Annotated in this window: 21 protein-coding genes and 3 pseudogenes; 15 read left to right on the top strand and 9 right to left on the bottom strand. The window is 54.8% G+C overall.

Annotated features, from left to right (window positions below; all coding sequences use genetic code 11):
- Nucleotides 1-46 precede the first annotated feature (46 nt).
- Nucleotides 47-310 (top strand): hypothetical protein, encoded by a 264-nt coding sequence (locus tag PW844_RS29370; RefSeq protein WP_367187747.1) that lies wholly within the window; start codon nucleotides 47-49, stop codon nucleotides 308-310.
- A 184-nt stretch (nucleotides 311-494) separates the two neighbouring features.
- Here the strand turns inward: PW844_RS29370 and PW844_RS03095 are convergent, their stop codons facing one another.
- A complete protein-coding gene (locus tag PW844_RS03095; protein ID WP_299447097.1) occupies nucleotides 495-1283 on the bottom strand; it encodes a MipA/OmpV family protein in 789 nt (262 codons plus the stop codon).
- Nucleotides 1284-1407: 124 nt separating this feature from the next.
- Here PW844_RS03095 and PW844_RS03090 point away from each other — a divergent pair, with 124 nt between their 5' ends.
- The 12 genes and pseudogenes from PW844_RS03090 to PW844_RS03035 all read left to right on the top strand — a co-directional run bounded on the left by PW844_RS03090 (nucleotide 1408) and on the right by PW844_RS03035 (nucleotide 14270).
- Nucleotides 1408-2100 carry a response regulator gene (locus PW844_RS03090; RefSeq protein ID WP_299447094.1) on the top strand — a complete coding sequence of 231 codons (693 nt, stop codon included), beginning with the start codon at nucleotides 1408-1410 and terminating at the stop codon, nucleotides 2098-2100.
- Nucleotides 2097-3278: an ATP-binding protein gene (locus PW844_RS03085; protein WP_299447091.1), complete on the top strand. Its 1182-nt coding sequence runs from the start codon at nucleotides 2097-2099 to the stop codon at nucleotides 3276-3278. The genes PW844_RS03090 and PW844_RS03085 overlap by 4 nt, the downstream gene beginning before the upstream one ends.
- A 93-nt stretch (nucleotides 3279-3371) precedes the next feature.
- Nucleotides 3372-4520, top strand: coding sequence for an efflux RND transporter periplasmic adaptor subunit (locus PW844_RS03080; protein WP_299447088.1), 1149 nt, complete (start codon nucleotides 3372-3374; stop codon nucleotides 4518-4520).
- Nucleotides 4517-7585, top strand: a complete 3069-nt coding sequence (locus PW844_RS03075; RefSeq protein WP_299447085.1) for an efflux RND transporter permease subunit — start codon at nucleotides 4517-4519, stop codon at nucleotides 7583-7585. The genes PW844_RS03080 and PW844_RS03075 overlap by 4 nt, the downstream gene beginning before the upstream one ends.
- A 296-nt stretch (nucleotides 7586-7881) precedes the next feature.
- Nucleotides 7882-9213 (top strand): annotated as a pseudogene (locus PW844_RS03070) (ISNCY family transposase).
- A gap of 138 nt (nucleotides 9214-9351) precedes the next feature.
- Nucleotides 9352-10101: pseudogene (locus PW844_RS03065) on the top strand (hypothetical protein); the annotation flags it as partial.
- A 69-nt stretch (nucleotides 10102-10170) separates the two neighbouring features.
- Nucleotides 10171-10542, top strand: coding sequence for a helix-turn-helix domain-containing protein (locus tag PW844_RS03060; protein WP_299447082.1), 372 nt, complete (start codon nucleotides 10171-10173; stop codon nucleotides 10540-10542).
- A 277-nt stretch (nucleotides 10543-10819) separates the two neighbouring features.
- Nucleotides 10820-11713 carry a substrate-binding domain-containing protein gene (locus PW844_RS03055; RefSeq protein WP_299447079.1) on the top strand — a complete coding sequence of 298 codons (894 nt, stop codon included), beginning with the start codon at nucleotides 10820-10822 and terminating at the stop codon, nucleotides 11711-11713.
- Nucleotides 11710-12624: a substrate-binding domain-containing protein gene (locus tag PW844_RS03050; protein ID WP_299447076.1), complete on the top strand. Its 915-nt coding sequence runs from the start codon at nucleotides 11710-11712 to the stop codon at nucleotides 12622-12624. The genes PW844_RS03055 and PW844_RS03050 overlap by 4 nt, the downstream gene beginning before the upstream one ends.
- A gap of 3 nt (nucleotides 12625-12627) precedes the next feature.
- A pseudogene (locus PW844_RS03045) lies at nucleotides 12628-12723 on the top strand (MurR/RpiR family transcriptional regulator); the annotation flags it as partial.
- Complete coding sequence (locus PW844_RS03040; RefSeq protein ID WP_299447073.1) at nucleotides 12707-12943, top strand: hypothetical protein; 237 nt, start codon at nucleotides 12707-12709, stop codon at nucleotides 12941-12943. The pseudogene PW844_RS03045 and the gene PW844_RS03040, both read left to right, overlap by 17 nt.
- A 232-nt stretch (nucleotides 12944-13175) precedes the next feature.
- Nucleotides 13176-14270 (top strand): ABC transporter substrate-binding protein, encoded by a 1095-nt coding sequence (locus PW844_RS03035; RefSeq protein WP_299447070.1) that lies wholly within the window; start codon nucleotides 13176-13178, stop codon nucleotides 14268-14270.
- A gap of 362 nt (nucleotides 14271-14632) precedes the next feature.
- On the opposite strand, the gene PW844_RS03030 is transcribed toward PW844_RS03035, so the two are convergent.
- From PW844_RS03030 to PW844_RS02995, 8 genes are all read right to left on the bottom strand, one after another.
- A complete protein-coding gene (locus PW844_RS03030) occupies nucleotides 14633-15499 on the bottom strand; it encodes an ABC transporter permease (RefSeq protein ID WP_299447067.1) in 867 nt (288 codons plus the stop codon).
- Nucleotides 15471-16325 (bottom strand): ABC transporter ATP-binding protein, encoded by an 855-nt coding sequence (locus tag PW844_RS03025; protein WP_299447064.1) that lies wholly within the window; start codon nucleotides 16323-16325, stop codon nucleotides 15471-15473. Before PW844_RS03025 ends, PW844_RS03030 begins: the two co-directional genes overlap by 29 nt.
- 1 nt (nucleotide 16326) lies before the next feature.
- Nucleotides 16327-17358, bottom strand: coding sequence for an ABC transporter substrate-binding protein (locus PW844_RS03020; RefSeq protein ID WP_299447061.1), 1032 nt, complete (start codon nucleotides 17356-17358; stop codon nucleotides 16327-16329).
- Between the two features lie 354 nt (nucleotides 17359-17712).
- Nucleotides 17713-18384: an ABC transporter permease subunit gene (locus PW844_RS03015; RefSeq protein ID WP_299447058.1), complete on the bottom strand. Its 672-nt coding sequence runs from the start codon at nucleotides 18382-18384 to the stop codon at nucleotides 17713-17715.
- Nucleotides 18381-19124, bottom strand: coding sequence for an amino acid ABC transporter permease (locus PW844_RS03010; protein WP_299447055.1), 744 nt, complete (start codon nucleotides 19122-19124; stop codon nucleotides 18381-18383). Before PW844_RS03010 ends, PW844_RS03015 begins: the two co-directional genes overlap by 4 nt.
- A complete protein-coding gene (locus tag PW844_RS03005; RefSeq protein WP_299447052.1) occupies nucleotides 19121-19936 on the bottom strand; it encodes an amino acid ABC transporter ATP-binding protein in 816 nt (271 codons plus the stop codon). Before PW844_RS03005 ends, PW844_RS03010 begins: the two co-directional genes overlap by 4 nt.
- Before the next feature lie 6 nt (nucleotides 19937-19942).
- The gene (locus PW844_RS03000) at nucleotides 19943-20770 is read right to left on the bottom strand and encodes an ABC transporter substrate-binding protein (RefSeq protein ID WP_299447049.1); all 828 of its coding nucleotides are present in this window, start codon (nucleotides 20768-20770) and stop codon (nucleotides 19943-19945) included.
- 155 nt (nucleotides 20771-20925) lie between these two features.
- The gene (locus tag PW844_RS02995; RefSeq protein ID WP_299447046.1) at nucleotides 20926-21819 is read right to left on the bottom strand and encodes a LysR family transcriptional regulator; all 894 of its coding nucleotides are present in this window, start codon (nucleotides 21817-21819) and stop codon (nucleotides 20926-20928) included.
- Nucleotides 21820-21935: 116 nt separating this feature from the next.
- Here PW844_RS02995 and PW844_RS02990 point away from each other — a divergent pair, with 116 nt between their 5' ends.
- On the top strand, nucleotides 21936-23126 hold the full coding sequence (locus PW844_RS02990; RefSeq protein ID WP_299447043.1) for a serine hydrolase: 1191 nt from the start codon (nucleotides 21936-21938) through the stop codon (nucleotides 23124-23126).
- A 160-nt stretch (nucleotides 23127-23286) separates the two neighbouring features.
- Complete coding sequence (locus PW844_RS02985; RefSeq protein ID WP_299447040.1) at nucleotides 23287-24492, top strand: MFS transporter; 1206 nt, start codon at nucleotides 23287-23289, stop codon at nucleotides 24490-24492.
- The last annotated feature ends 29 nt before the right edge of the window (nucleotides 24493-24521 follow it).

Raw genomic sequence — 24521 nt, 5'->3', positions numbered from 1 at the left:
GACGATCGTCAATATTGCCACGCCGAATCCCGCTTCATCTCTGTTGATGACACCGCAGCGAACTGACGAACGAGATCAGTATCCGGTGCCAGTTGAGGATTTTCAGTTTAGCCTTTTCTCTGCGGTTGAGAACCAGAAAGTAATGACCAGTAGCGCCGGGATTATTCTGGTGATTGAAGGGAGTGCATCCCTGCGACATGCATGCGGTGAGGAACTCACATTGGATGTCGGTGAATCAGCGTTTATTCCCGCTTCTGCCTCGTGCTGGTCTCTCTCAGTGGCTGGGGCTGTTTGCGTTGTTACATGTTAGCAGGATATGACGACAATGGTGCAGCCTGAGACAGGCGCATCGTGGTCAGTCTTTGAAATCGGATAGCCTGCAAAAGGGTAGCAGGCTATCCGCAACTCAAACGACCAGCAGAACATTATCTTTATTTCTGATAACGGTGAGACACGATATCCCGCTTTCTGAACCACCAAAACTAACGAGCTGCTCAGAATGTATACAACACGCCGAGAGTGAGTGCCGCTTCATTACGCCGGAATACAATCGGACTCTCTTTAGCATGCTTATCCAGCCAGATGTAGTCGGCACTGATCAGCGATCCCCAGTGCGGGGTGAACTGATGACTCCAGGTCAGGCTGGTATCCGCACCATAAAAACCACCGGGCGCTTGATATTGCGTGTAGCCTGTGCGGCGGCTTTGCGCGGCACTGACGCCATATAACGTGTTCATATACCGACTGTCGCCGAATAATGCCGCCGTGCTGAATGCCACCGTATCGGTGCTGGTTTGCAGAGGGATCAATGTGGCGGAGGTTTGGTAATTCACGCCCTGGCTGTCGCTCAGTGGCAGGGTTGCTTTGCCTTCCAGTGTCAGCCAGGGGGAGACTGACCAGCCAATCGCGACAGCGGTGTTGACCGTCGCTTTAATATTTCCCATGCCGTTCAGCCTGTCGCTGCCGTCCCGCCAGTCCGAATTTCGTTCTGAGCGTCCCAGGTCATAGCCCAGCGTATGTTCGAGGTAGAGTCCGCTGTCGCTCTGCAGGTCATAGCCCACGCCTTTCTGCGAATCAATAAAAAATGCCCCATCCCGTGCCTGCACCAGCGGTACCAGCTGCCAGCGGCGCTTATCCGACCCGCTGTAACGGGGCAGGCTCTGACCTGCCATCCCGATGGAAAAATTCTTCTGTGATGATGCGGCATCATCTGCCCGTGCGCCACCCGCAGTCCCCGTCAGTACTAAACAGGCCATATACAACGTGAGTTTTCTGGTTATCATTGTGCTTCTCCGTACCTGAATCGTCAGCAGGCGGTTGTCGTGGGCCGCGTTTGCCAGGTGAATATACGGAGGCAGTGTCAGTAAACTGTCAGGGATTTATGAAGAAACGGTCAAGGTGGCCTGAATGTCCGGGAAACGAATACTGATTATTGAAGACGATGCGGATGCAGCGGATGTGCTGGGTGCGTATTTACGACGGGAAAACTATGACGTGTCCATGGCGCACGATGGCCCGTCGGGACTGGAGATGAGCCAGCGTCTGCGACCTGACCTTATCCTGCTTGATGTGATGCTGCCAGGTATGAACGGCACTGAAATCCTTGCCGCCGTCCGGCGCAAAGGGAACACGCCGGTTATCATGGTGACCGCCATGGGTGATATGCCGGATAAAATTGGTGCCCTGCGCTACGGTGCCGATGACTATGTCGTGAAACCCTATAATCCAGGTGAGGTGGTGGCCCGTGTTCAGGCGGTACTGCGGCGTGTCTCGCGGGAACCGGAAGTGGCGTCATTACGCTGGCAGGGACTGGAGGTGGATACCACCATGATGACAGCGGGAGTCAGTCATGACGATGGCAGGCTCACCAGCCTCGAACTGACCCCGACTGAATTCAGTCTGCTTACCACACTGATGGGTGCGCCAGTACGCCCCTTTTCACGCCAGACCCTGCTGGAACGCTGCCTGCCGGAGAGTGATGCGCTGGAGAGAGCGGTCGATACCCATGTCTACAATCTGCGCAAAAAACTGGAGGCAGCCGGAATTTCTGACGTGCTGGTGAATGTGCGCGGTGTCGGCTATCGGTTTCGTCAACCATGAAGACGCTACAGCAGCAGACCCTGTGGCGCTGGATTTGTGTGCGGATTCTGGCGCTGGCAGTGGGTTCCGTGGTGGTGATTGCGCTGTGCATGTGGCTGCGTTTCGCCGTTGAGAGCCTGTGGATACAGCACCGGATGCCACCGGCCTTGCGCGAGGAGTTTGCCCTGCTGCGCGCGCATCCAGCCTCCGATCCCGCCCGCTTTCATCAGATTGTCGATACATGGTGGGGCATCAGTTACTCTGACCCTTCTATCGCTTCAGCGGACTGGCTGACAGTCGGTATTCTGGTGGTGGTGATCATCCCGTTTATTGTGGTGCTGGGGTTACGTTCTGCCCGGCCACTGGCAGCGCAGTTCGGCCACCTGACGGCGGCCGCCAGCGCAGTGTCTGCGGGAGATTTCAGTGCTCAGGCCGCGCAGGTGGATGATGCTCCGCTGGAGATGGGCCGCTTTACCCGTGACTTCAATACCATGATGCAGCAACTGGCGCGCTACGAGCGTGAACTGCGGGCGTCCCATGTGGCGATGGCGCATGAGTTGCGTTCGCCGCTGACTGCGGCGATTGGTCGTCTGCAGGGGATGATGGACGGCGTGTTTAACCCTGAACCCCGGCAACTGGCGATGGTCATGAAACAACTGCAACTCCTCAGCCGACTGACGGATGAACTGCACCTGCTGTCGCTGGCTGATGCCGGTCAGCTCAGTCTGAATAAATCGGTGACGGACCTGACGGGGCTACTGTGCGAACGGGCCGCGTGGCTGGCTCCGCAGGCACGGGACGCGGGTATGCGATTCAGCGTCACCGCTGATGCTTCCTGTCTCTGTGAAGTTGACCCGGTCCGTCTGGGGCAGGTGGTGACCATTGTGATGGAAAACGCCCTGCGCTATGCCGCAGAGGGGGGCGTGCTGACCGCCGTGGCCCGGAAAGTGCCGACGGGATGTGAAATGGTTTTCTGCGACCGCGGTCCGGCTGTGCCAGCCGATTTTCTCCCGCTCATGTTTGAGCGGTTCACACGGGGAGAATCGTCACGCGCGCGGCATTCCGGTGGCAGCGGACTGGGCCTGTCCATCGCACGCGGCATCTGCGAGGCACACGGTGGCAGCATTCACGCCACCCAGGGTGAGTCGCGGGGGCTGGTTATCACCATCACGTTGCCTGCCGGAAATATCCACGCATAAATCTGCCGTCTTGACAGCTTCCTGACAGAAAGCAGGGGTAAATCCTGACATTGTTCCGGTTGAATGGCCGGAACCTTGTTCAGGAACACTGCCATGACGGAAAATCTTTCTGACCTGCCCGATTGTGTGCGGCAGGTACTGCGCCACCTCTGCACGCTCCACCGACTGGCCCTGCCAAGATACTGCCTGCTGGCGCTGCCGGTTGTGCTGCTGCTGACCGCCTGCGGCGGGAAGCCGGAAAAACAGGCGGCACCGCCAAGGCCGGTTCGCACCATCACGGCACCCGCGCCAACAGGTATCGGTCTGCTGGCCCGGACCGGTGAAATCCGCCCGCACGATGAAGTGGCCCTGGGTTTCCGGCTCGACGGCCGCCTGCTGACGCGCGCGGTGGACGTGGGTGACAGCGTAACGGCGGGACAACTGCTGGGTACGCTGGAGAGTGATACGCCACAGAATCAGCTCAACAGCGCACGCGCCGACCTTGCCAGCGCTCTGTCCGCTGAGCGCCTGGCGGCACTGAACCTGAAACGCATGACGCAGTTGATGCCCTCCGGGGCCATTGCCCGCGTCCAGCTGGACACCGCGCGTTCAGACTGGCAGACCGCAGCGTCACGCCGTCAGAGCATTGAAGCTGCCCTGAAGACGGCGCAGGACAATCTGAGCTGGACACGCCTTACCGCACCGGCCGCAGGCGTGGTCACGCAGGTCAGCGCGCAGCCGGGGCAGGTGCTAAGTGCCGGACAGCCCGTGGTAACGCTGGCTGTCAGCGGCGGCCGGGATGCCGTGATTGATGTGGCGGACCCGCAGCAGTTTTCCCGCCAGGCCGGGACATTCATCATTTCTCTCACCAGTGATCGGACAGTGAGCTGCACTGGCACGCTGCGTGATATCAGCCCACAGGCGGATCCGCAGACCCGCACCTGGCGCGTACGTATCCGCCTCACTGACCCACCATCCGGCATGATGCTGGGAGCCAGCGTGCAGGTCAGGCAGGCCGCATCCGGGCCGGGTCTGATATCCCTGCCGGCTTCGGCGCTGACCTGGACGAGCGGAAAACCGGCGGTGTTCGTGGTCAACAAACTCTCGCATCAGCTGGAATTCAGAGTCATTACCCTGGGCGGATATACCGCCAGCGCTATCCTGGTGTCTGCCGGTGTGGCGCCTGGCGATGCGGTGGTGATTGCAGGCGTCAGCCAGCTGCGGCAGGGAGAAACTGTCGCCTTTGGAGAGGAGGCAGAATGAACCGCTCATCCTTCAATCTCTCGGCCTGGGCGCTGAATCATCAGCAGCTCATTATCTTTTTTATGTTGCTGGTGATGGCCGCAGGCATCCTGAGCTTTGAAAAGCTGCCGCGTAACGAAGACCCGGCCTTTACGATCAAGACTGCGGTGGTATCAGCTTCCTGGCCGGGAGCCACCGTGCAGGATACGGTCAACCTGGTGACGGACACGCTGGAGAAAAAGCTACAGGAGATCCCGTATCTGGATTATGTAGAAAGCGACACGCACGCCGGTCAGTCGGTGATCTTTGTCAACCTGAGGGATGATACCCCGCCCGCTCAGGTACCCGGCATCTGGTATCAGGTGCGCCAAAAGATGCAGGATATCGCCGCGTCACTGCCATCCGGCGTACAGGGACCGGCGGTTGATGACGAATTTGATGATACCTTTGGCACCATCTACGGGTTTACCGCTGAGGGATTTAGCCCGCGGGAACTGCGCGATCGGGTGGAGGATATCCGCCGCGACTTAATGTCGCTGCCGGACGTGGGGAAAATCCGCCTGATCGGGGTGCAGGAAGAACAACTCGTCATCGCTTTCTCCCCGCGCCAGCTGGCGGGTATGGGGATTACCCTGCAACAGGTCAGTGACGCGCTGAAGGCGCAGAATGCGGTCGAGCCTGCCGGCACGCTGCGTACGGACCGCGCGCAGGTATCGCTTCGCGTTAGTGGCGCGCTGACGTCGGAAAAGAGCCTGCAGGCGGTCACGCTGCATATCGATGGTCGTTATATTCCCCTGGCCGCTATCGCCACCGTGCGTCGCGAAACGGCAGAACCCCCGTCACCGGTGTTCCGCGTCAACGGAAAACCGGCCATCGGTCTGGCGATTTCTATGGCCGCCACCGGGAATATGACCGACTTTGGTCAGGCCCTGAATACCCGCATGGGGCTGCTCAGCCAGCAGCTGCCGCACGGAATCGAGATGGTGAAAGTCGCCGACCAGTCGGCCGTGGTGGCAAACGCCATCAGCGGATTTATCCGCGTGCTGGCTGAAGCCGTCGCCATCGTGCTTGCCGTGTCGTTTGTGTCACTGGGCCAGCGCGCTGGCCTGGTAGTGGCAGCGGCGATACCGCTGGTACTGGCTCTGACCTTTACCGGCATGCTGCTTGCCGGTATCGGTCTGCAACGCATCTCGCTCGGCGCGTTGATTATCGCGCTCGGTCTGCTGGTTGATGATGCCATGATAACGGTAGAAACCATGGTATCGCGCCTTGAAGCAGGTGATTCACGCCGCGCGGCGGCTACCTATGCCTTCAGAACAACGGCGTTTCCGATGCTGACCGGTACGCTGGTGATGATTGCCGGGTTTATTCCGGTGGGATTTGCGGCCTCCAGCGCCGGGGAATACTGCTACACGCTGTTTGCCGTGATGCTGATCGCGCTGCTCTGTTCATGGGTGGTCGCCATCCTGTTTTCGCCGCTTATCGGTGTACGGATTTTACCCGTAACACTGAAAATACATGCGGACAGCGGGGCGCCGGGCAGGCTCCGGCGCGGATATGATCGTCTGCTGGCCATAACCCTGCGTCACCGGGCAATGACTGTCGGAGCCGCGCTGGTTCTGCTGGGGCTGGCTGCGTATGGCACGACCTTTATGCAGGGTGAATTCTTCCCCACCTCTGATCGGCCCGAACTACTGGTCAGCCTGACGCTGGCGGCTGACGCCTCTCAGAGCGAAACCGGGCGTCAGACTGACAGACTGGAAAAAGCGTTAATCCGTGACCCGGATGTTGATCATTTCTCCAGTTACGTCGGGTCAGGGGCGATACGCTTTTACCTGCCGATGGATGTCCTGCTGGATAATGAAAACACGGCCCAGCTGGTGGTGGTGGCGAAAGACCTGCAGGCGCGCGACCGGCTGCAAAGAACGCTGGATAACCTGCTGGCCCGCCAGTTCAGCGACATCACCAGCCGCGTTTCCCCACTGGAACTCGGTCCGCCGGTGGGCTGGCCAGTCAAATACCGCATCACCGGCCCTGATTACGGGCGGGTAAAGGTGATTGCGCATAAGCTGGCGTCAGTGCTTGGTCAGAACCCCTGTACGCGTGAGGTCAACCTCAGCGCAGGAGACCCGGAACGGGTCATCACCCTGAACGTTAACCAGACGGCTGCCAGGGCGGCGGGAGTGTCGTCGCAGCGTATCGCTCAGATGCTGAACACCGTCTGGTCAGGGGCGACAGTCACCACGGTGCGCGATGATAATCGGCTGATTGATGTGGTGCTGCGCGCGGATGACGCGGAGCGTCAGGATTTAACGACGTTGTCCGGCATGCTGCTGACCAATGACCAGGGGCAGAAAATACCGCTCAGCCAGGTTGCCGCACCTGAATGGGGCCTGGATGACCCGGTTATCTGGCGGCGTCAGCGGTTGCCTTATATCACCGTACAGACCGACGTGGCACCGGGGATGCGTGCCGAGGCTGTGTCACAACAACTGCAGCCGTCGGTGAACCGGCTACGCGGCACACTGCCGCCTGGTTATCAGATAGAGGAGGGCGGGACGGTGGCTGAATCAGATAAAGGCAACAACTCCGTGTATGTCATGCTGCCGGTGACGCTGACGGTGATGCTGATGTTGTTGATGGTACAACTTCAGCGGTTTTCCCGCATGCTGCTGGCACTGCTGATGGCACCCTTTGGTCTCATCGGTATTGTGCTGGCGATGTTGCCAACCGGCACACCAATGGGGTTTGTCGCGCTGCTGGGCATTATTGCGCTGGCGGGTATGATAATCCGCAACGCGGTGATTCTTATCAGTGAAGCTGACAACAATGTACGTGAAGGAGTGGCGTATGACGAGGCGATCATCGCCGCAGCCGGGCACCGTGCCCGGCCGATACTGCTGACCGCCTGTGCGGCGATACTCGGGATGCTGCCGATTTCAGAACAGGTATTCTGGGGGCCTATGGCGTATGCCATTATCGGGGGATTATTGGTGGCAACACTGGTGACGCTGACGGTTCTTCCGGCCGCAATGAGTCTGGTTATGCAGAAAGAACGGCCATGGTCAGACAAGCCTCTGCTGTAGCGTGAAGCTGCACTTTCTTTGAACTCACAGTGGCCGTTATGCAGCGGATCCAGGGCAAATGGTGGTGGGTGTTCACATAGCGGCGGCGGATGAAAACGTAATAAATCACGCAGTGAGGTATTTAGTAGTGGGTGTTGCATGGTTAATTGGATATTATATTTAACATAATTCACGTTATCTGCACTTTATTTGAGGGTCACATTTGATATTGTCACTTTTTATCTAGTTCATAATTTCACCCAGATCCGGTGCGTTTACCACTTTTTTCTGGGAGATCTCTGCTGATGCTGGTGACCATGTCGAATAAAGAACTTCACCGCCTTCCCGTCATTCAGGCTGTCATCGAAAAGCGCCTGCGTCGCCGTGATGCGGCCTTTCAGCTTGACCTCACTGAACGCCAGGTTCAGCGGCTGATGAACCGCTATCGCGAGTCTGGTGCAGTCGGCCTTATCAACGCACGACGCGGCAAGCCCGGCACGCATCGTATTGATGAGGCTCTGCGTCACCGCATACCGCGCTGCTGCGTGAAAATTATGTCGGTTTCGGACCAACGCTCGCCGCAGAAAAGCTCGCGCCACGGGTAAGATCGCCGTTGAGACGCTGCGATGCTGGATGACTGCTGACGGACTCTGGATCCCGCACGCACGCCGTCCGCCCCGGATTTATCAGCCACGCCAGCGGCGGGATTGCCTGGGCGAGCTGATCCAGATTGACGGTTCACACCATGACTGGTTCGAAGGCCGCGCACCAAAATGCTGCCTGCTGGTTTACGTTGATGACGCGACCGGTCGTCTGATGCACCTGCGTTTCTGCCAGAGTGAGTCGGCCTTCGATTACATGATGGCCACGCGCGATTACATCGATAAACACGGCAAGCCGGTGGCGTTTTACAGCGATAAGCACGCGGTGTTTCACGTCAGCCAGGCCGAAACGCGACGTACCGGTATGACGCAGTTCGGACGCGCACTGCACGATCTGAACATCGAGCTTATCTGTGCCAACAGCTCTCAGGCCAAGGGTCGCGTCGAACGAGCTAACCTGACGCTCCAGGATCGGCTGGTTAAGGAGATGCGGCTGGAGAACATCACCGGCATTGATACAGCCAACGCCTGGCTGAGACATTCATCAGCGATTTCAACCGCCGCTTTGCCAGACCGGCAAAATATCCGAAAAACCTGCACCGCGCCGTCTCCGAAAGCCGCCCGGAGCTGGACGATATCTTTGCCTGGCAGACGCTGCGCACGCTCTCAAAATCACTGACATTTCAGTACGATAAGATTCTTTATCTGGTTGAACCCAGTGAAGAAAACTCACGCATTGCCGGTGAGAAAATCATGGCATATGACTATCCGGACGGTACGCTGGCTTTCCGCTATGGCAGCAGAATGTTGAAATATCGGGTATTCGATAAGCTCGCCAGCGTCAGCCAGGGGTGTATCGTTGATAATAAGAGACTGGGCGCAGTGCTGAAACTGGCACAGGAAAAACAGGATGAGCTGGAAGCGGCAGGGAAAAGGGAACGCAGCCGGCATATGCCGGGGAGGCGGGCGCAGATTCAGGAGCAGCTCAGGGCAGTTAATCCGGTTCTGGCTGAGCCGTTGCTCTACAGACCCGGCCTGAAGAAATAACCCCCTGCTGCCCTTTTCTCTTCATCAGAAAGCAGCAGAAAGTGACATTCAAAACCGGGAAATCAGGGTGACATTATCAATGTGGATAGACATTATTTGTTACTCCAAAGCGCTAATGTCGTACGGAACAATTTACAGATTTCGTCCCTGAAGCACGCCGTTTTCAGGGTTAACGGTACGGACGCACGCCGCAGCGGTACCACACAGTTTGGCCGTGCACTGCGCGACCTGAGCATAGAGCTCATCTGCGCCAACAGCAGCCAGGCCAAAGGCCGTGTGGAGCGCGCCAACCAGACGCTGCAGGATCGGCTGGTGAAGGAGCTGCGGCTGCACAACATCAGCTCCATCAGCGAGGCGAACCGCTGGATTGCGGGTTTTATCGACAACTTTAACCGCCGTTTTGCACGACCTCCTAAGTATCCGAAAGATCTGCACCGTCCGACCGGTCTGACACCGGACGAGCTGGACGATATCTTTGCCTGGCAGGACCAGCGGAAGTTATCAAAAGCGCTGACTTTTCAGTACGATAAAATGCTCTACCTCATTGAACCCTCTGATGCCGACACCCGCATCGAGGGTGAAAAAATCACCGTATTCGAATATCCTGACGGCAGGATCAGCTTCCGTTATGCCCACCGTGAGCTGCGTTATCAGGTTTTTGACAAGCTGACCTGCGTGGATCAGGGTGAGATCGTCGATAACAAACGCCTCGGTACCGTACTGCGGCTGGCGCAGGAAAAACAGGATGCGCTGGAAGCTGAAGGGAAACGCTCACGCAGCAGAAAAATGCCGCGACGACGGGCGCAGGAACGCGCGCTTGAAGCACTGAGGGCAATCAATCCGGTACTGGTCAGCCCGGAGGACTTTGTCTCTGACCTCAAGCGCTGAGTCCCTTCCCCTGCCCGCTTCAGCGGACACAACGCCACAGGGAGGACAAATGAGTCAGGAAAAAAAGTAATGACCCTGCAGGAACAGCTGCGGGCCGACCTGATTGAAATGTATCTGGCAGGCGACATCACAGCGGCAGAAGCCGCGCAGTCAATGGAAGTCTCTCCCCGCCAGTGCCGGCGTCTGGTCAGCCGCTACCGCGAATCCGGCCGGAACGGCATGGTGGATCTGCGCCGGGGTAAACCCAGCAACTATCAGCTGAAAGAAGAGCTGAAGTCTCAGGTTGTGCAGCTTATCCGCACCCGCTGCCGTGGCATGAGCCCGACCGGAGCCTGGCGGTTACTGAACGCCGGCTTCGGGCTGAGCATCTCAAAAGAAACCGTCAGAAAGCTGATGATGGCCGAGAATACCTGGGTAGCACGGCCCAGAAAAACGTCCTGAACAGCCAGACTCTCTTCGTGTCACAGATGACACTTTAACTTAGCCACTGATACGACATCTTAATAATGGATAGACATTATTTATAGAAGCAAAGCTGAGATTACCGCTCTGTAGCTACCCATGAAATTGACTACTACGGTTCGATACTACATGATGATTTTAAAGGAAAATGCGAATAGAAATCATTACTTATGATACTGAGTGCGCTGCTTGCTGTTGCCGATGACCTCATTTACACGGCAAGCCTGGAAAATTGTTAATAGAGAAACAACGGATAATGAGTTCAACGATCTATACCGCGCATTTAAAAGTGCCAGATCCTCTGGTTTATAAGCTGGGAGCCTGTGAAAACAGCAGTGATGTTGCCAGCCAATTGATTGAAGCATTCAGCACTCATCAGCCAGAAAGGGAATATTTGGCGATGGCACAGGGGCAAGCATCCGTGTTTGCCTACATGATGACCGGCCAAAGCGCCATGGCACTGCTCGAACGCGAAATGACCCGTTTTGAAAGCGTGCCTTACCGTAAGCTGCTCGGCACCCCGCCATTCGCTATCAGGGTAGCGATTTGTGCACCGGTTTCTGCCTGTGTGTATGTGCAGCGGGCAAATCCATTGCCGCATATTACGCTGCAGCAACTTAGTAAGGTATTTACGCGTGGCAATCCGGCGGGAGATTACTCCTCATGGGCTCAGCTGAATGCCGCTAATGCTGGCAGCATTTACCCGCTGCGTTTGCCCGGTATCGCACCACTCAACGTATTCATGAGTCAGCATCACTTTAACCAGCGTCAGCCGGGTTGGAGTGGTGAATATGTCAGCACTACCGATGAGCTGCTCGAAAAACTGGCTAGCATGCCCACGGCGATTGGCATTGCTGAAGCGGGCCGTGAAAACTCACATGTCCGCGCGCTGCCAATCTCTGACGAAGAGGGTCGGCTTTATGACGCAAGCCTGCATAATATGCGAAGCGGTGACTATCCCCTTACCCGCTATCTGCACCTTTATCTGCCAAAAGATCGACACGGGATTATCAGCCAGCCGCTGATCGATTTTGCCAGTTTTGTGCTGTCAGCTGCGGGACAACAAATCATCAACACACAGTCTCGCTATGCGTCTCTTTCTGACGATATGGTCAGCCACCAGTCCAACCTTTTGGCTAATTGCTTATGAATATTGCTACTACAACGCTGCCGATTATTGGTAATGATGGAATGGATTCGCTGGTTACACCATGGTGCGAACTTTTTCAGCGCCAACATCCAGAAATTCTGTTCACCTGCACCATGGAAGGTTCCTCAACGGCGATTATGGCGCTGGCGGCGAATGCCAGTTGGGTTGCGCCCATCTCTCGTTCTCCCTGGCAGTATGAGCTGGATGCATTTTTGCAGGTGAAAGGCTATGCCCCAACCTGCATCCACGTCGGCTATAACGGACATGGCCCGCGCAAGGATGCAAAAACCCCACCCGCTTTTTACGTTAACCAGCGTAACCCGTTACAGGGGCTGACGATGGCACAGGTGCGTGCCCTTTTCGCCAGGGGAAATCCGCAGGGTGAGATCAGCATGTGGTCACAACTGGGTTTGCAGGAAGAATACCAGCATCGGCGCATTCATCTGTATGGCCTGCACGACGATGGTAAATATGCAACGGCATTTCGTCATCTGCACCTGCAGGGCCTTCCTTATCCGCCACACTATGAGCCTCTACCCGATCGTCAGGCGGTGTTGGAAGCGGTGGCGAATGACCCGTTTGGCATCGGCGCAGTGGGATGGTTTAATGCCGCAGCATTTGCAAAGCAGGCGAGGATTGTGGCGCTGGCGGCTGATGACCATATGGATTACATGCTGCCTGATTTAACCAATGTTGGCCGGGGAAACTATCCGTTATCCAGTTATGTCTCGCTCTATTTTGATCTGCCGCCGGGTCAAAAGCTCAACCCTGAACTGAAGATGTGGCTGTCACTCACCCTCTCCTCAGAGGGACAAGCCATCGTTGCTGCCCAGACGAATAGTGCCGAAGGCTATATTCCACTGGAGTCGTCCATGCTGGACGTTCAGCGTCAACGCCTCGCGCAATTTTAACGGCCTGGTGACGTGTTGATCATGACGGCGCAACACAGCCCGCATCGCGAAGGAACTACCATAGTGGAAGAGGCGCGCCGGTATGGCATTCACATCATTTTTGAATCTGGCATTTTATAATCAGGTGATGCACAGCCTGCCTTTTGATAATTTCAGGAACGTGCTGGTATTTTTCTCGATGCCTGTCGTCTCATTCCGCGTGATGAACGCTATCATCACGATAGGCTCCTTTATCTTTGCAGATAAACTACTGATAGGGATATTTGCAGCTGATGAGCAGAAAAGAGTATCTATGCTAACGCAACAGATTCAACGTTGACAAAACCTGTCTTGACACGAAGGACGGTGTAAATTGGAAAAAACAAAATACAAACCATAAGAGGGTTCGGTTATGTTTTATTAACGGCTAAAGATGAAGTTGATGATGATCCACTCTAAAACGGTACTCCTTCTACGCTTGATTTAATGCTCATCCTTTCGGTCAGTATCGTCTTAATGTTTCCTTAAACAATAATGATAATAATTATCACTCAATCATCAAGGAGTGAAAAATGATACGCCCTCTGTTAGCACTGACCCTGGCAATGCCTTTGGCCTCCTTCGCCAGCACTTACCCCCTGACCCTGACTGACGTTGATGGTCAAAAAGTTACGTTAACTCATGAACCACAGCGTGTTGTTTTGCAGGATGGCAGGGACATCCTCGCTTTGGCTTTGTTGGACAGGCAATCACCTTTTCATAGAGTGGTTGCCTGGAACAACATGCCCAAAAAGCAAGATATCCAGTCCTGGGATCTGTTGAGAAAAACCTGGCCTGAAGCAGAAAAAATTACTGACATGGGTTTCAGTGATCAAGGAGAGATAAATCTTGAAACTGTACTTTCCAAAAAAACAGACTTAGTTATTGCTCAGTGGCGCGCAAAGCCTGCGCTCAAACAAACTGGCGTGTTAGCAGCATTGGCAAAGTTAAACATCCCTGTTCTGTTCGTTGATTATGAGCTTGAACCGGTAAAAAACACCAAAAAAAGCATCGAATTATTAGGTAAGGCCCTGAATAAAGAAAAAGAGGCCCAGTCCTACGCCACTTTCTACCAGGAACGTCTCGATGCAATATTGTCAGCCGCAAAGTCCATGGATAAAACTCCAACCGTGTTCATTGAACCTATTGCCGGTAATACAGAAAATTGCTGCTTTACTCACTCTCATAATGGATGGGGCGGACTTGTCGAAGCTGTAGGGGGGCGTAACATTGGTTCTGAATTACTGCCCGGCAATGCTGGATTCGTTTCACTCGAAAAGGTCATTTCAATGAAACCTGATGTTTATATTATGTCGGGTTCCAGGCGGCCTAACGTTAACGTTCTCCCCTTCGGATACGGCGTAACCCCCCAACAAGTGTCTGTAGTCTTCAACAAACTTAAGAACAGACAGGGGTTAAACCAGATTCAACCGATTCAGGATGGAAATGTTTACGGTGTCTATCATCATTTCTATAACCATCCTTATAATATTATCGGAATGGAGATCATTGCAAAAGACCTTTACCAGGGAAAACTTAATAATCTTGATCCACTTAATGACTACCATCATATCATTCGTGACTTTACTAAACTTCCTGACGAAAACATCATTCTAAGCTACCCATAATTGTTAAATGGGGACATGCTGTATATTTTTAAAAATACAGTATGTCTATATTTTATGAGTAATTGAATCGGCATTATCATTATCTACATGCTTATTGTTGATGTGGAAGGATTTATTTGGAACAATCAGACAGCAATCTGCAATCCATGGGAGGCCGAAAATGTCAGCAACACCTTATTATATCGCACTGATACTCGTCTTTTGTGTCGGACTTTTATGGGCAAGCCTGCTGCTGGACCTGTTTGGTATGCGATACTGGATGCATTACGTCACACAAATCCTCGAAGAGAACATTAAAAAGCCTATTGTTAAGTGATCGCAAAATAACATTATTATCATGTCCTTTGGTTTAACTGCTGCTGTTAGTTCTGCATACCCCAACGTTTAATCGTCAGCCTTTCAAGTGTGGCAAACACCAGCCCCTCGACCAACAGACCAATCACGGTGACCGTCACCAGACCTGCAAATACCCGATCGGTGTACATTTCATTACGATTTTGGAAAATGTACCAACCCAACCCCCCGCTGCCACTTGACGCGCCAAATACCAGCTCAGCTGCAATCAGCGTTCTCCAGGCAAATGCCCAACCAATTTTGAGTCCTGACAGCAGGGCCGGTAACGCAGCAGGAATCAAAATCCACGCGACATAACGCCACCCCTTCAGTCCGTAGTTACGGCCTGCCATTTTCAGCGTTTCGGAAACGCCCATAAAGCCGGACCAGGTGTTGAGCGCCATAGGCCAGATCACCGAATGCACAATCACGAACACCAGACTGGCATTCCCCAGACCGAACCAGAGCAGGGATAACGGCAATAGAGCAATCGCTGGCAGCGGGTTAAACATGGCGGTCAGTGTACTCAGCAAATCGCGGCCAATACGCGTTGATATTGCGAGTGCGCTGAAAAGCAACGCCAGCAGGGTCCCCAGGATGTAGCCTTTCAGCAGCAGGCTTACCGACAGCCACGCGCGATTCGGCAATTCACCACTGGCGATATCCTCACGCAGTGCGGTAAACGTCTGCCAGAAACTGGGGAACATCAGGTCATTGTTTTGCCAGCGCGCCGCCACCTCCCAGATAATCACCAGCGCCAGCAATAACAACGATTTTCGCAACCAGGTCTGATTCCCGAGGCGCACGCGCAAAGGTAACGGCGTGGCCAGCGTAAAATCTTCCAGCGGTGTTAACTCGCGCTGGTACTCAGGCCGGATAGGTGGCTGGTTGCTCATGACGCTCCCCCCTCGGATGGCCCTGTGATGTTATGACTGGCATGGCAGGTTGTGGAAATAATAAATCATGAATCCGGGTAACATCTGCCTGAAACACCGTGCCACCAGAATCCGCCATTGAATACTGATGACAGTTCAGTTCGGCTTTTACCCTTCCCGGATGCGGTGACAGCAGTAAAACACGGCTGCCAACAATCAACGCTTCCTCGATTGAATGGGTAACAAAAAGCAGCGTAAACCGCACGTCTTCCCACAGGTTCAACAGCTCTTCCTGCATTTTGCGCCGGGTCAGCGCATCCAGCGCCGCGAAGGGCTCATCCATCAGTAAAACCTGCGGGTGCAGTGCCAGCGAGCGCGCAATGGCGACCCGCTGCTTCATGCCGCCGGATAACGTATTGGGATAGGCATTACGAAACGCCCCCAGTCCGACCTTTTGCAGAAAATACTCAGCGCGCTCTTTAGCTTCGGCCCGCCCTACTCTGCGACTGGCGATCAGCGGGAAAGCGACATTTTCCAGCACCGTTTTCCACGGCGGTAATTGATCAAACTCCTGAAAGACCATCATGCGGTCAGGACCAGGCTGGGTGACTGTCTCACCGGCAAGACGGATGGAACCGGATACCGGAGTCAGAAATCCACCAATGGCTTTCAGCAAGCTGGATTTACCGCACCCTGACGGCCCAAGTAACACGAAGCGATCAGCAGGCCAGACATCAAAACTGACATCGTGCGTGGCCTGAATCAGACGTTCATGGGTGCGGTATTGCAGGTTAACCCCCTCAACCTGCAACAACGGCGGCGGTAATGTCGCAGACAACTCAGACATATCAGCTCCCGGGTAAGATATACGCTTCACTGAAGAAATAATCCTTCCAGGAAGCCGCTTTATTTTTCAGTACGCCCAACTGATAAAGCTTGTTGGCATAAACAAAGGTTCGTTCTGGCGTAATAGTGAAGTTATTCTCCGGGTCCTCAATCATTTTCTGAATAAAGGCCACGGGTAGTTTTGAGTTTTCGGCGCGAATATAGGTTTGTGCCGCCGCTGCTTTATCCGATTTAATTATCTTTTCGGCTTCGGCCAACGCCTCAAAAAATGCGCGGTACGTCTTCGGATTTTCATCATGAAATTTCGAGGTGGTATAAAGCAGATTAAACGTTCCCGGACCACCTAATACGTCGTAGGAACTTAATATTTTATGAATATTTGGGTGTTCCAGCGCCTGATACTGGAAAGGAGGACTGGAGAAATGCGCCGTAATTTCCGAACCACTGGCGATCAACGCCGCGCTGGCATCAGGATGCGGCAGGCTTACCGTAATATTATCAAAACGCTTGTAGTCCGCGTTGCCGTACAAACGTGCCGTTTCTATTTGCAATGTACGGGACTGGAACCCGACGCCAGCAGCCGGTACGGCGATGCGGTCTTTGCTGCTCAGATCCTTCACGCTTTTCACTGCCGGATTGTTACTCAGCAGGTAATTGGGCATTGAGCCGAGTGCCGCAATCGCCTTAACGTTTTGCTTCCCTTTGGTACGATCCCAGAGCGTCAGCGCCGGTGGCACCCCGGCGGCAACCACATCCAGTGAGCCTGAAAGCAGCCCCTCATTTAACCCGGTAGCACCTGAAAGTGTCCGCCAGTCGACTTTAATATCCAGCCCGTCTTCCTTGCCGTGCTTCTCGATAAGTTTCTGGTCCCGCACCACATCAAGGATTAGATAGCCGATACCGTACTGCTGGGCGATACTGATTTGTCCCTCAGCGTGGGCAGCGCCAGACCCAAATACGCTGCCGAACAGCAACAACGGGATCCCAACACGCGGCAAGAAAGAAGCAAACCGGTTACCTGGCAATAAATTCATTATAATTCCCTTAAGTAATAAACCATACCATTAAGCACATCGATGTAATGATGGCTATGCAATAAAGTGAGTTTCGTTTTTTGATAAAGAGAATTAATTCTGAAGCCATCACCCCGCATTAATAAATCATTTTTTGGAATATATTATTCCTGCAACAGCGCCACTCCATTCTTTAAACACAAAAACAGCCATCGCGTTTCCTGCGGATACACATAATCAACATGCCTGTATCGCTTTGCGGATTCTGAATATAGAAATTCATTTTATATCGTTATGCAAATAAAGCACTAGCGCTATAGTGCGCGGACAACGTTTATCCAGATAAAAGAGAAATAATACAGAGCACTCTCCTTATCAGACTCTGCGCCGTTGCACCAGCTGCGCCAGCCCGGTACATAACAGGTAATAAACCAGCCCGGTAAACACAAACAACGCCGCAGGATAAACCTGCACCCGATTGTTGACCTGGCCTGCCAGCGTCGTCAGTTCAGGCACGTTGAGGATAAAGGCCAGAGAGGTATCTTTGATCAGGTTGATGCCGATGCCAGCCAGAGAGGGTTGAATATTGCGCAGCGTCTGCGGTAGCAGGATATGCCACAACAGTTGACCGTCTGAGAATCCCTGGCTCTGCGCCGCCTGGTGTTGACCCGGAGGTAACGCCTGTAATCCGGCTAACGTGCTATGCATCACCGAGGCCGCCGTGAACCAGGCCAGCGCCAGGGTCACGGTCAGAGCGCCGGGCATATCGCTACCGGTCAGCGCGGGTAGCAAATACCAAAGCCAGAAGATCACAAAGATCAGCGGGATGCCACGAATAAGCTCAGCCCACAGAAACAACATTGAGCGTACCACCCCACGGCATCGCCAGGCGAGGCACGCCAGCGCCATACCTCCCGGGAATGCCAGCAGCGCGGCACCGATAGCCATTAATAAGGTCAGGAGTACCCCGCCGGGTTCGCCATTGGCGAGGTTCCCCCACAGTAAATACCCGAGGTTATCGACGATAACTTGCAAGCCGCCGTTCATGGTTCACCTCCCATGAGGCGACGTCCCGGCCCCAGCAATCCGAGGGCAAATCCCAACAGCACGCCGGTGACCAGATACAACACCGTTCCCACCGCGAAGGCTTCCAGCGCATGGGCGTTATAACTGTCTACCTGGCGTACCTGATAGGTCAGTTCAGCAAAACCGATCCCGCTGGCGAGTGACGAGAGCTTCATCAAATTCAGGTACTGCCCGGTTATTGGCTGCCAGGCATTCACCAGCCCCTGCGGCAACAATATCCAGCGCAGCGCCGTTGCTGTGGAAAATCCCTGACTTACCGCTGCTTCACGCTGTCCGTCCGGTACGGCAGCTAACCCGGCACTGATCTCCTCGACCAGAAAGGCGGAGATGAAAACCCCTAACCCCCATGCTGAGCACAGAAATTCCGGCGTCAGCCAACTGACATCACCAGGTAATAACGCGCCGGGATGGTCGGCATTGATCCAGTCGCGCCATACACGCGGCAACAGATTCCAGGCGGAAAAATACCAGAACAGGAACTGGACCAGAATCGGGGTATTGCGGAACAGGGAAACCCACAGCGCCACGCCACGTACCGCCAGTGCATTTCCGCTGAGGCGCAGAAACAGCAACAACATGGCCAGCACCGTTGCCAGTAATGCGCCGATGACACTGACCCACAAGGTGGTCACATAACCATTCAGGAGCCACTGCAAAGGCTGCCCGCTGAGCACCCCATGCCAGTCGAAATGCAGCTTCATGAGAAAAAGTCCTGATGCAGGGGATCTAACACTTTTTTCAAAAAGCGCTGGGCCCGCGGATGGGTCGGCTGGCGGAAAAAACGTGCCGGAGATGCCACTTCGAGAATCTCCCCGCCATCAATAAACACCACCCGATCAGCAATCTCGCGTGCAAATTGCATCTCGTGCGTCACCACAATCATGGTAATGCCACTCTGTGCCAGTGATTTCATGACCTGCAACACTTCGCCAATCATCTCCGGGTCCAACGCGGAAGTTGGCTCGTCAAAAAGAATGATTTGCGGCGACGATGCCAGCGCACGGGCAATCGCCACACGTTGTTGCTGACCACCCGATAACTGGGACGGAAGATGCGATGCTTTATCGGCCAGTCCGACATGGGCCAGTAACTCGTGGGCACGCTGTTGCGCCGCCGCTTTTTTCCAGCCATGCGCCACCTGGAGTGGCACGCTGATGTTGTGTAATGCGGTCAGATGCGCGTACAAATTAAACTGCTGGAAGACGAAGCCGATTCGACTACGTAACTGGCGTAAACCCGCGCCCGACAAGCCTGCCGTGGGGCGGTTATCGACGAAAATTTCACCCTCGCTAAGATTCTCCAGTTGGTTGATCAGACGTATCAGCGTCGATTTACCCGAGCCGGATGGCCCGATGATCGCCACCACTTCGCCCGACTCAATATGCAAATCCACACCACTCAGTACCTGGCGGTCGCCGTAGCGCTTACCGGCACGGCGGAAGGTAACACTGGCTTGTTGCAGATGTGAAAAATCCGCAGCCTGGGCCGCGGATACCGCTGTTATAAGGAACATGGGCGTTTACTTCGCTTCAATCCTGAAGTTACGGGGTGAAGGTGCTGGCGTACCCGGACCAAACCAGGTGTTATAGATCTGTGCTGCCTGACCATTTTTCTCCAGTGCCAGCAGCTCATCATTGACGACTTTTAACAACGCGGGCTGGTCTTTTTTCACACCCACGCCAATTTCTTCTTTACTCAGCAGAGTCGGCAGGATTTTGAAGTTGGCCTTATCCGGTGCCGCCGCCAGCAGCCCGGCGAGGATGGTGCTGTCCTGAGTAATCGCCTGAACATTACCGTTGCGTAACGCCGTCAATGCCAGCGGAATATCGTCATAGGCAAGGACTCTGGCCTGTGGATAGCGTTGATGCAACGCCTGTTCACCGGTCGTACCCTTCACCGCACCAATTCGCGCGTGGCTGTATTTATCCAGCTGGTCGGGTGATGTTGCCGGGACAAGGAACTGCTGACCGGTCACAAAATAGGGGATGGAGAAATCGATAACCTGGGCGCGTTCCGGGGTAATGGTGATATCGGCGACAATCAAATCAGCCTTGCCAGATTGCAACAGCGGGATACGGTTAGCCGGATTGGTGGCGACCAGTTTCAGCTTCACGCCCAGCGATGTGGCGAGGGCTTTAGCAAAGTCCACATCGTAGCCCACCAGTTCATGACTTTTGGCATCAATGGAACCGAACGGTGGATTTGCATCGAAGGTTGCGACCTTGATTTCACCGGCGGCTTTGATATCCGCTAGCTGATCGGCACTGGCGGCAGCAGAAACTAACAGCGTGGTCAGGAACACCGTTGTTAATATTTTTTTCTTATGTGTTGCTTTTTGGTTGCTCATAAAAGTCCTTTAAAATCAGCGCGTGTGTGTGCCTGCTACGCTCCCACATCCGTGCGGGGGAAACAAAGAATAAAAAAAACTTATGAAATGTCAGAAATGAATAATCCTTCAGAGATAGCAAATACCAATGCGTCACTGTTAACCCTTGCTCTCAGTCATTGCTCCCCGGGAAACACCCGCGAGCCCAGGAAATCAACGAAGGCCCTGACCTTGGGTGAAGGATGCTTGCTGGCTGGCCACAGCACATGAAAAACACCCGTACGTTCTGCGTAATCGGTCAGCACGGCGCGCAAACGTCCATCCGCCAGAAGCTCTCTGATCGCGAACACCGGTAGATAGGCAATACCCAGGCCCTGCAACGCGAAACATACGCGAGTCTCGATATTGTTGCAGATCATCGAGGTCGGCAGCGTCAACCTGGGCTCATCAGCAGCCCAGCGCAACACCCACGGTTCCAGTTTGCCACTGTTGGGGAAGCGATAATGCAAACAACTGTGTTCAAGAAGGTCGGCAGGCTTGTCGGGCACACCTCGTCGCGCCAGATAGTCGGGCGACGCCACCAGTAGCGAACGGAAGGTGCCGAGTCGACGGGCAGACAGCCGCGAGTCGGTGGGATCGCCGGTCCTGACTACGGCATCGAACCCCTCCTCAATCACATCGACCAGCCGATCGGTGAAATCCAAATCCAGCTCGATTTTCGGGTATTCACGCATGAACTCGCCGAGTACGGGCAGCATCAAGGGGCTGACCAGCGGCAAGCTGACTCGCAGGCGACCTCGCGGCTCAGTTGTTGCCTGCGACAGTTCCAGTTCTGCTGCTTCGATTTCAGCCAGAATACGCCTGCTGCGCTCCAGGAATAGTGTGCCTTCGGCTGTCAGTGTGACGCTGCGCGTGCTGCGATGGAACAGACGCACCCCCAGCTTTTCTTCCAAACGCACCACGCTCTTACCGATGGCTGAAGCCGATACACCCAGCAGGCGACCAGCTGCAACGAAGCTGCGTGTTTCTGCTACCTGCACAAACACCACGAAGCCATTGAGGCTATCCATAGAGCACCTTAATTACGGACATAATGTTCCGGTCAAAACGAAACTGTACCCTACTTTTTCTCTAATTACAGGTCATTTACCCTGCTGTACAGGTTCATTAATGAAAGGAATTACCTGTGACGATTTCACCTGTTTCGCTGAGTATCGGCGCTGCGCCAGGCAATCTGTCTTCAAATATCCAGACCGTTGTGCAACTGGCTCTGGAGCAACAAAGGCTGGTCGGTGCGGTAATCCTGGTGGCTCGCGATGGCCAACTACTTTATCAACAGGCCGCAGGCTGGGCCGACCGTGAAAGCTGTCGGGCAATGACCGTGGATACGATTTTCCGTCTGGCATCGGTAAGTAAGCCCATCACTTCCACCGCAGCTCTGGTCCTGGTTGCTCAGGGGCACCTTGACCTCGACGACAGCATCGACCGTTGGTTGCCTGAATTCCGCCCTGGCCTGCCGGATTGTCGTCCCGCGCGAATGACGGTACGGCAACTGCTCAGCCATACGGCAGGACTGGGTTATCGCTTCTTCGAGCCTGATAGGGAGGGGCCTTATGCACGAGCGGGCGTGTCCGATGGTATGGATGCCACGGGTATCAGCCTGGAAGAAAACTTACGTCGTATCGGCAGCGTCCCTTTGCTATATCAGCCCGGCACAGCCTGGGGTTACTCACTGGCAACTGACGTATTAGGTGCGTTGATCGAACGGGTGCAGGGTGTGCCGCTGAATGTCGCTGTCAGCCAGTTGGTCACTCGCCCACTGGGCTTGAAGGATACCGACTTTTTCGTGCACGAAGCACAACGTGTGGCGACTGCCTACGCCAATGGCACGCACATGCCACATCGACTGAGAGAAGGCGAAGTTGTGCCTGCTTTTGAGGATACGATCGGCATCTGCTACAGCCCATCGCGCATTTTCGATCGGCAAGCATTTCCCTCTGGTGGAGCAGGTATGGCTGCTACGGCAGGCGACTTTCTGCACCTGCTGGAAACCTTACGCCAGGGCGGTGGCAACCTGCTGCCCAGTGAATTGATCGCTGAAATGCAACGGGACCAAACGCAAGGCTATGCATTGCCGGCCGCGCCGGGGTTCGGATTCGGTTTAGGATTCTCAGTCCTGCGCGACCGGAAATTAGCGATGTCGCCAGAATCCGAAGGAACCTGGCGCTGGGGCGGTGCCTACGGCCATTCATGGTTTGTGGATCGGGCACAAGGACTCAGCGTGGTTGCCTTCACCAACACCTTGTATGAAGGCATGTCCGGGCGCTTCGTCACCGATCTGCGCGATGCGGTTTACAGCGCACTGGAGGTAAGGTGATGGCGGAGACCTCTGCACGCATGTCTGCGATTACGTTTCGTTTCGGATCCATGCTGATTCAACTTGCTCATTGGTTGGTTGAAAATGGCGGCATAACCGGCAAGGTGGTGATTGCGCGGTCCGCGGAAGACACAGAACGGCGTGTGCGGAGGAATGTACAATGAGCGCCGCTGCATATGAACCCTTACCGCTGACCTCGCTACTGGCGCTAGCGACAGCTGCTTTCATCACCATCCTGACCGAAGCCCTGCCAGCTGGTTTGCTCCTGCCAATGGCACAAAGCCTGGCGGTGTCTGAAGCATGGATTGGTCAGACCGTCACCGTCTACGCCATTGGTTCGTTGGTGGCAGCTATCCCGTTGACTACCTCAACGCAAGGTATGCGACGCCGTCCATTATTGTTACTGGCGATAACGGGATTCGTTATTGCCAACTCCGTCACGGCGTTGTCCGGCAGCTACACGCTGATGCTGGTGGCGCGATTTCTGGCGGGCGTGTCGGCAGGGCTACTCTGGGCGCTGCTGGCGGGGTATGCCGCGCGCATGGTACCCGAACATCAGCAAGGCCGGGCCATTGCCATTGCGATGGTCGGTACGCCATTGGCATTAACGATCGGTGTTCCGGCTGGTACTTTACTGGGCAATGTGATGGGCTGGCGCACCTGTTTCGGCCTTATTAGTGCTTTGGCGCTGCTACTTATGGCGTGGGTACGCCTTAAGCTACCTGACTTTGCCGGACAGGCAGCAGGCAAGCGACTTTCCCTTGGGTATGTTTTCACCCTGGCAGGTGTCAGGCCGGTATTGTCAGTCGTGCTGGCATTCGTGCTGGCACACAATATCCTCTATACCTACATCGCACCGTTTCTGGCTAAAGCAGGCATGGCCGAACAAACGGATTTGGTGCTATTGGTATTCGGTGTTGCGTCGTTGCCCGGGATCTGGATCGTCGGCGTTTTGATTGACCGCTATTTGCGCGCGTTGACATTGGCCAGCACCATTTTGTTCGGCCTGGCCATGCTGGTACTCGGTATCGGTGCAGGTATACCGGGTGTGGTGTACCTAACAGTGGCTGCATGGGGGCTGGCTTTCGGCGGTGCCGCAACCCTCTTCCAGACGGCGTTGGCGAAAACAGCAGGAGAGGCTGCAGATATCGCACAGTCTATACTGGTCACCGCCTGGAACATGGCAATAGCCGGTGGCGGTATCGTCGGAGGTGTGCTGCTGGAACGACTGGGGGCCGGCGCGTTTGTGCCGACCATGCTCGTATTGTTGTCAACGACACTCGTGGTCGTTTGGCTGGGCAAACGACATGGTTTTCCCGTTTCTGAAGCTACGCCCGGCAGCGACCGACCACCAGAGCACAGCTGATTGGTATGTACGGTCGTCATAGGCGACTG

The sequence above is a fragment of the Pantoea sp. genome (assembly GCF_028283705.1).
Lineage (GTDB): Bacteria > Pseudomonadota > Gammaproteobacteria > Enterobacterales > Enterobacteriaceae > Pantoea.
This window is presented reverse-complemented; position numbering and strand designations above follow the sequence as displayed.

Coding starts and splice junctions, on each gene's coding strand:
- PW844_RS03035 (WP_299447070.1), top strand. CDS start 13,176: ATGATACGCCCTCTGTTAGCACTGACCCTGGCAATGCCTTTGGCCTCC.
- PW844_RS03025 (WP_299447064.1), bottom strand. CDS start 16,325: ATGTCTGAGTTGTCTGCGACATTACCGCCGCCGTTGTTGCAGGTTGAG.
- PW844_RS03020 (WP_299447061.1), bottom strand. CDS start 17,358: ATGAATTTATTGCCAGGTAACCGGTTTGCTTCTTTCTTGCCGCGTGTT.
- PW844_RS03095 (WP_299447097.1), bottom strand. CDS start 1,283: ATGATAACCAGAAAACTCACGTTGTATATGGCCTGTTTAGTACTGACG.
- PW844_RS03080 (WP_299447088.1), top strand. CDS start 3,372: ATGACGGAAAATCTTTCTGACCTGCCCGATTGTGTGCGGCAGGTACTG.
- PW844_RS03050 (WP_299447076.1), top strand. CDS start 11,710: ATGAATATTGCTACTACAACGCTGCCGATTATTGGTAATGATGGAATG.
- PW844_RS03030 (WP_299447067.1), bottom strand. CDS start 15,499: ATGAGCAACCAGCCACCTATCCGGCCTGAGTACCAGCGCGAGTTAACA.
- PW844_RS03060 (WP_299447082.1), top strand. CDS start 10,171: ATGACCCTGCAGGAACAGCTGCGGGCCGACCTGATTGAAATGTATCTG.
- PW844_RS02995 (WP_299447046.1), bottom strand. CDS start 21,819: ATGGATAGCCTCAATGGCTTCGTGGTGTTTGTGCAGGTAGCAGAAACA.
- PW844_RS03090 (WP_299447094.1), top strand. CDS start 1,408: ATGTCCGGGAAACGAATACTGATTATTGAAGACGATGCGGATGCAGCG.
- PW844_RS03010 (WP_299447055.1), bottom strand. CDS start 19,124: ATGAAGCTGCATTTCGACTGGCATGGGGTGCTCAGCGGGCAGCCTTTG.
- PW844_RS03000 (WP_299447049.1), bottom strand. CDS start 20,770: ATGAGCAACCAAAAAGCAACACATAAGAAAAAAATATTAACAACGGTG.
- PW844_RS03040 (WP_299447073.1), top strand. CDS start 12,707: ATGGCATTCACATCATTTTTGAATCTGGCATTTTATAATCAGGTGATG.
- PW844_RS03085 (WP_299447091.1), top strand. CDS start 2,097: ATGAAGACGCTACAGCAGCAGACCCTGTGGCGCTGGATTTGTGTGCGG.
- PW844_RS03005 (WP_299447052.1), bottom strand. CDS start 19,936: ATGTTCCTTATAACAGCGGTATCCGCGGCCCAGGCTGCGGATTTTTCA.
- PW844_RS29370 (WP_367187747.1), top strand. CDS start 47: ATGACACCGCAGCGAACTGACGAACGAGATCAGTATCCGGTGCCAGTT.
- PW844_RS02985 (WP_299447040.1), top strand. CDS start 23,287: ATGAGCGCCGCTGCATATGAACCCTTACCGCTGACCTCGCTACTGGCG.
- PW844_RS03015 (WP_299447058.1), bottom strand. CDS start 18,384: ATGAACGGCGGCTTGCAAGTTATCGTCGATAACCTCGGGTATTTACTG.
- PW844_RS03075 (WP_299447085.1), top strand. CDS start 4,517: ATGAACCGCTCATCCTTCAATCTCTCGGCCTGGGCGCTGAATCATCAG.
- PW844_RS03055 (WP_299447079.1), top strand. CDS start 10,820: ATGAGTTCAACGATCTATACCGCGCATTTAAAAGTGCCAGATCCTCTG.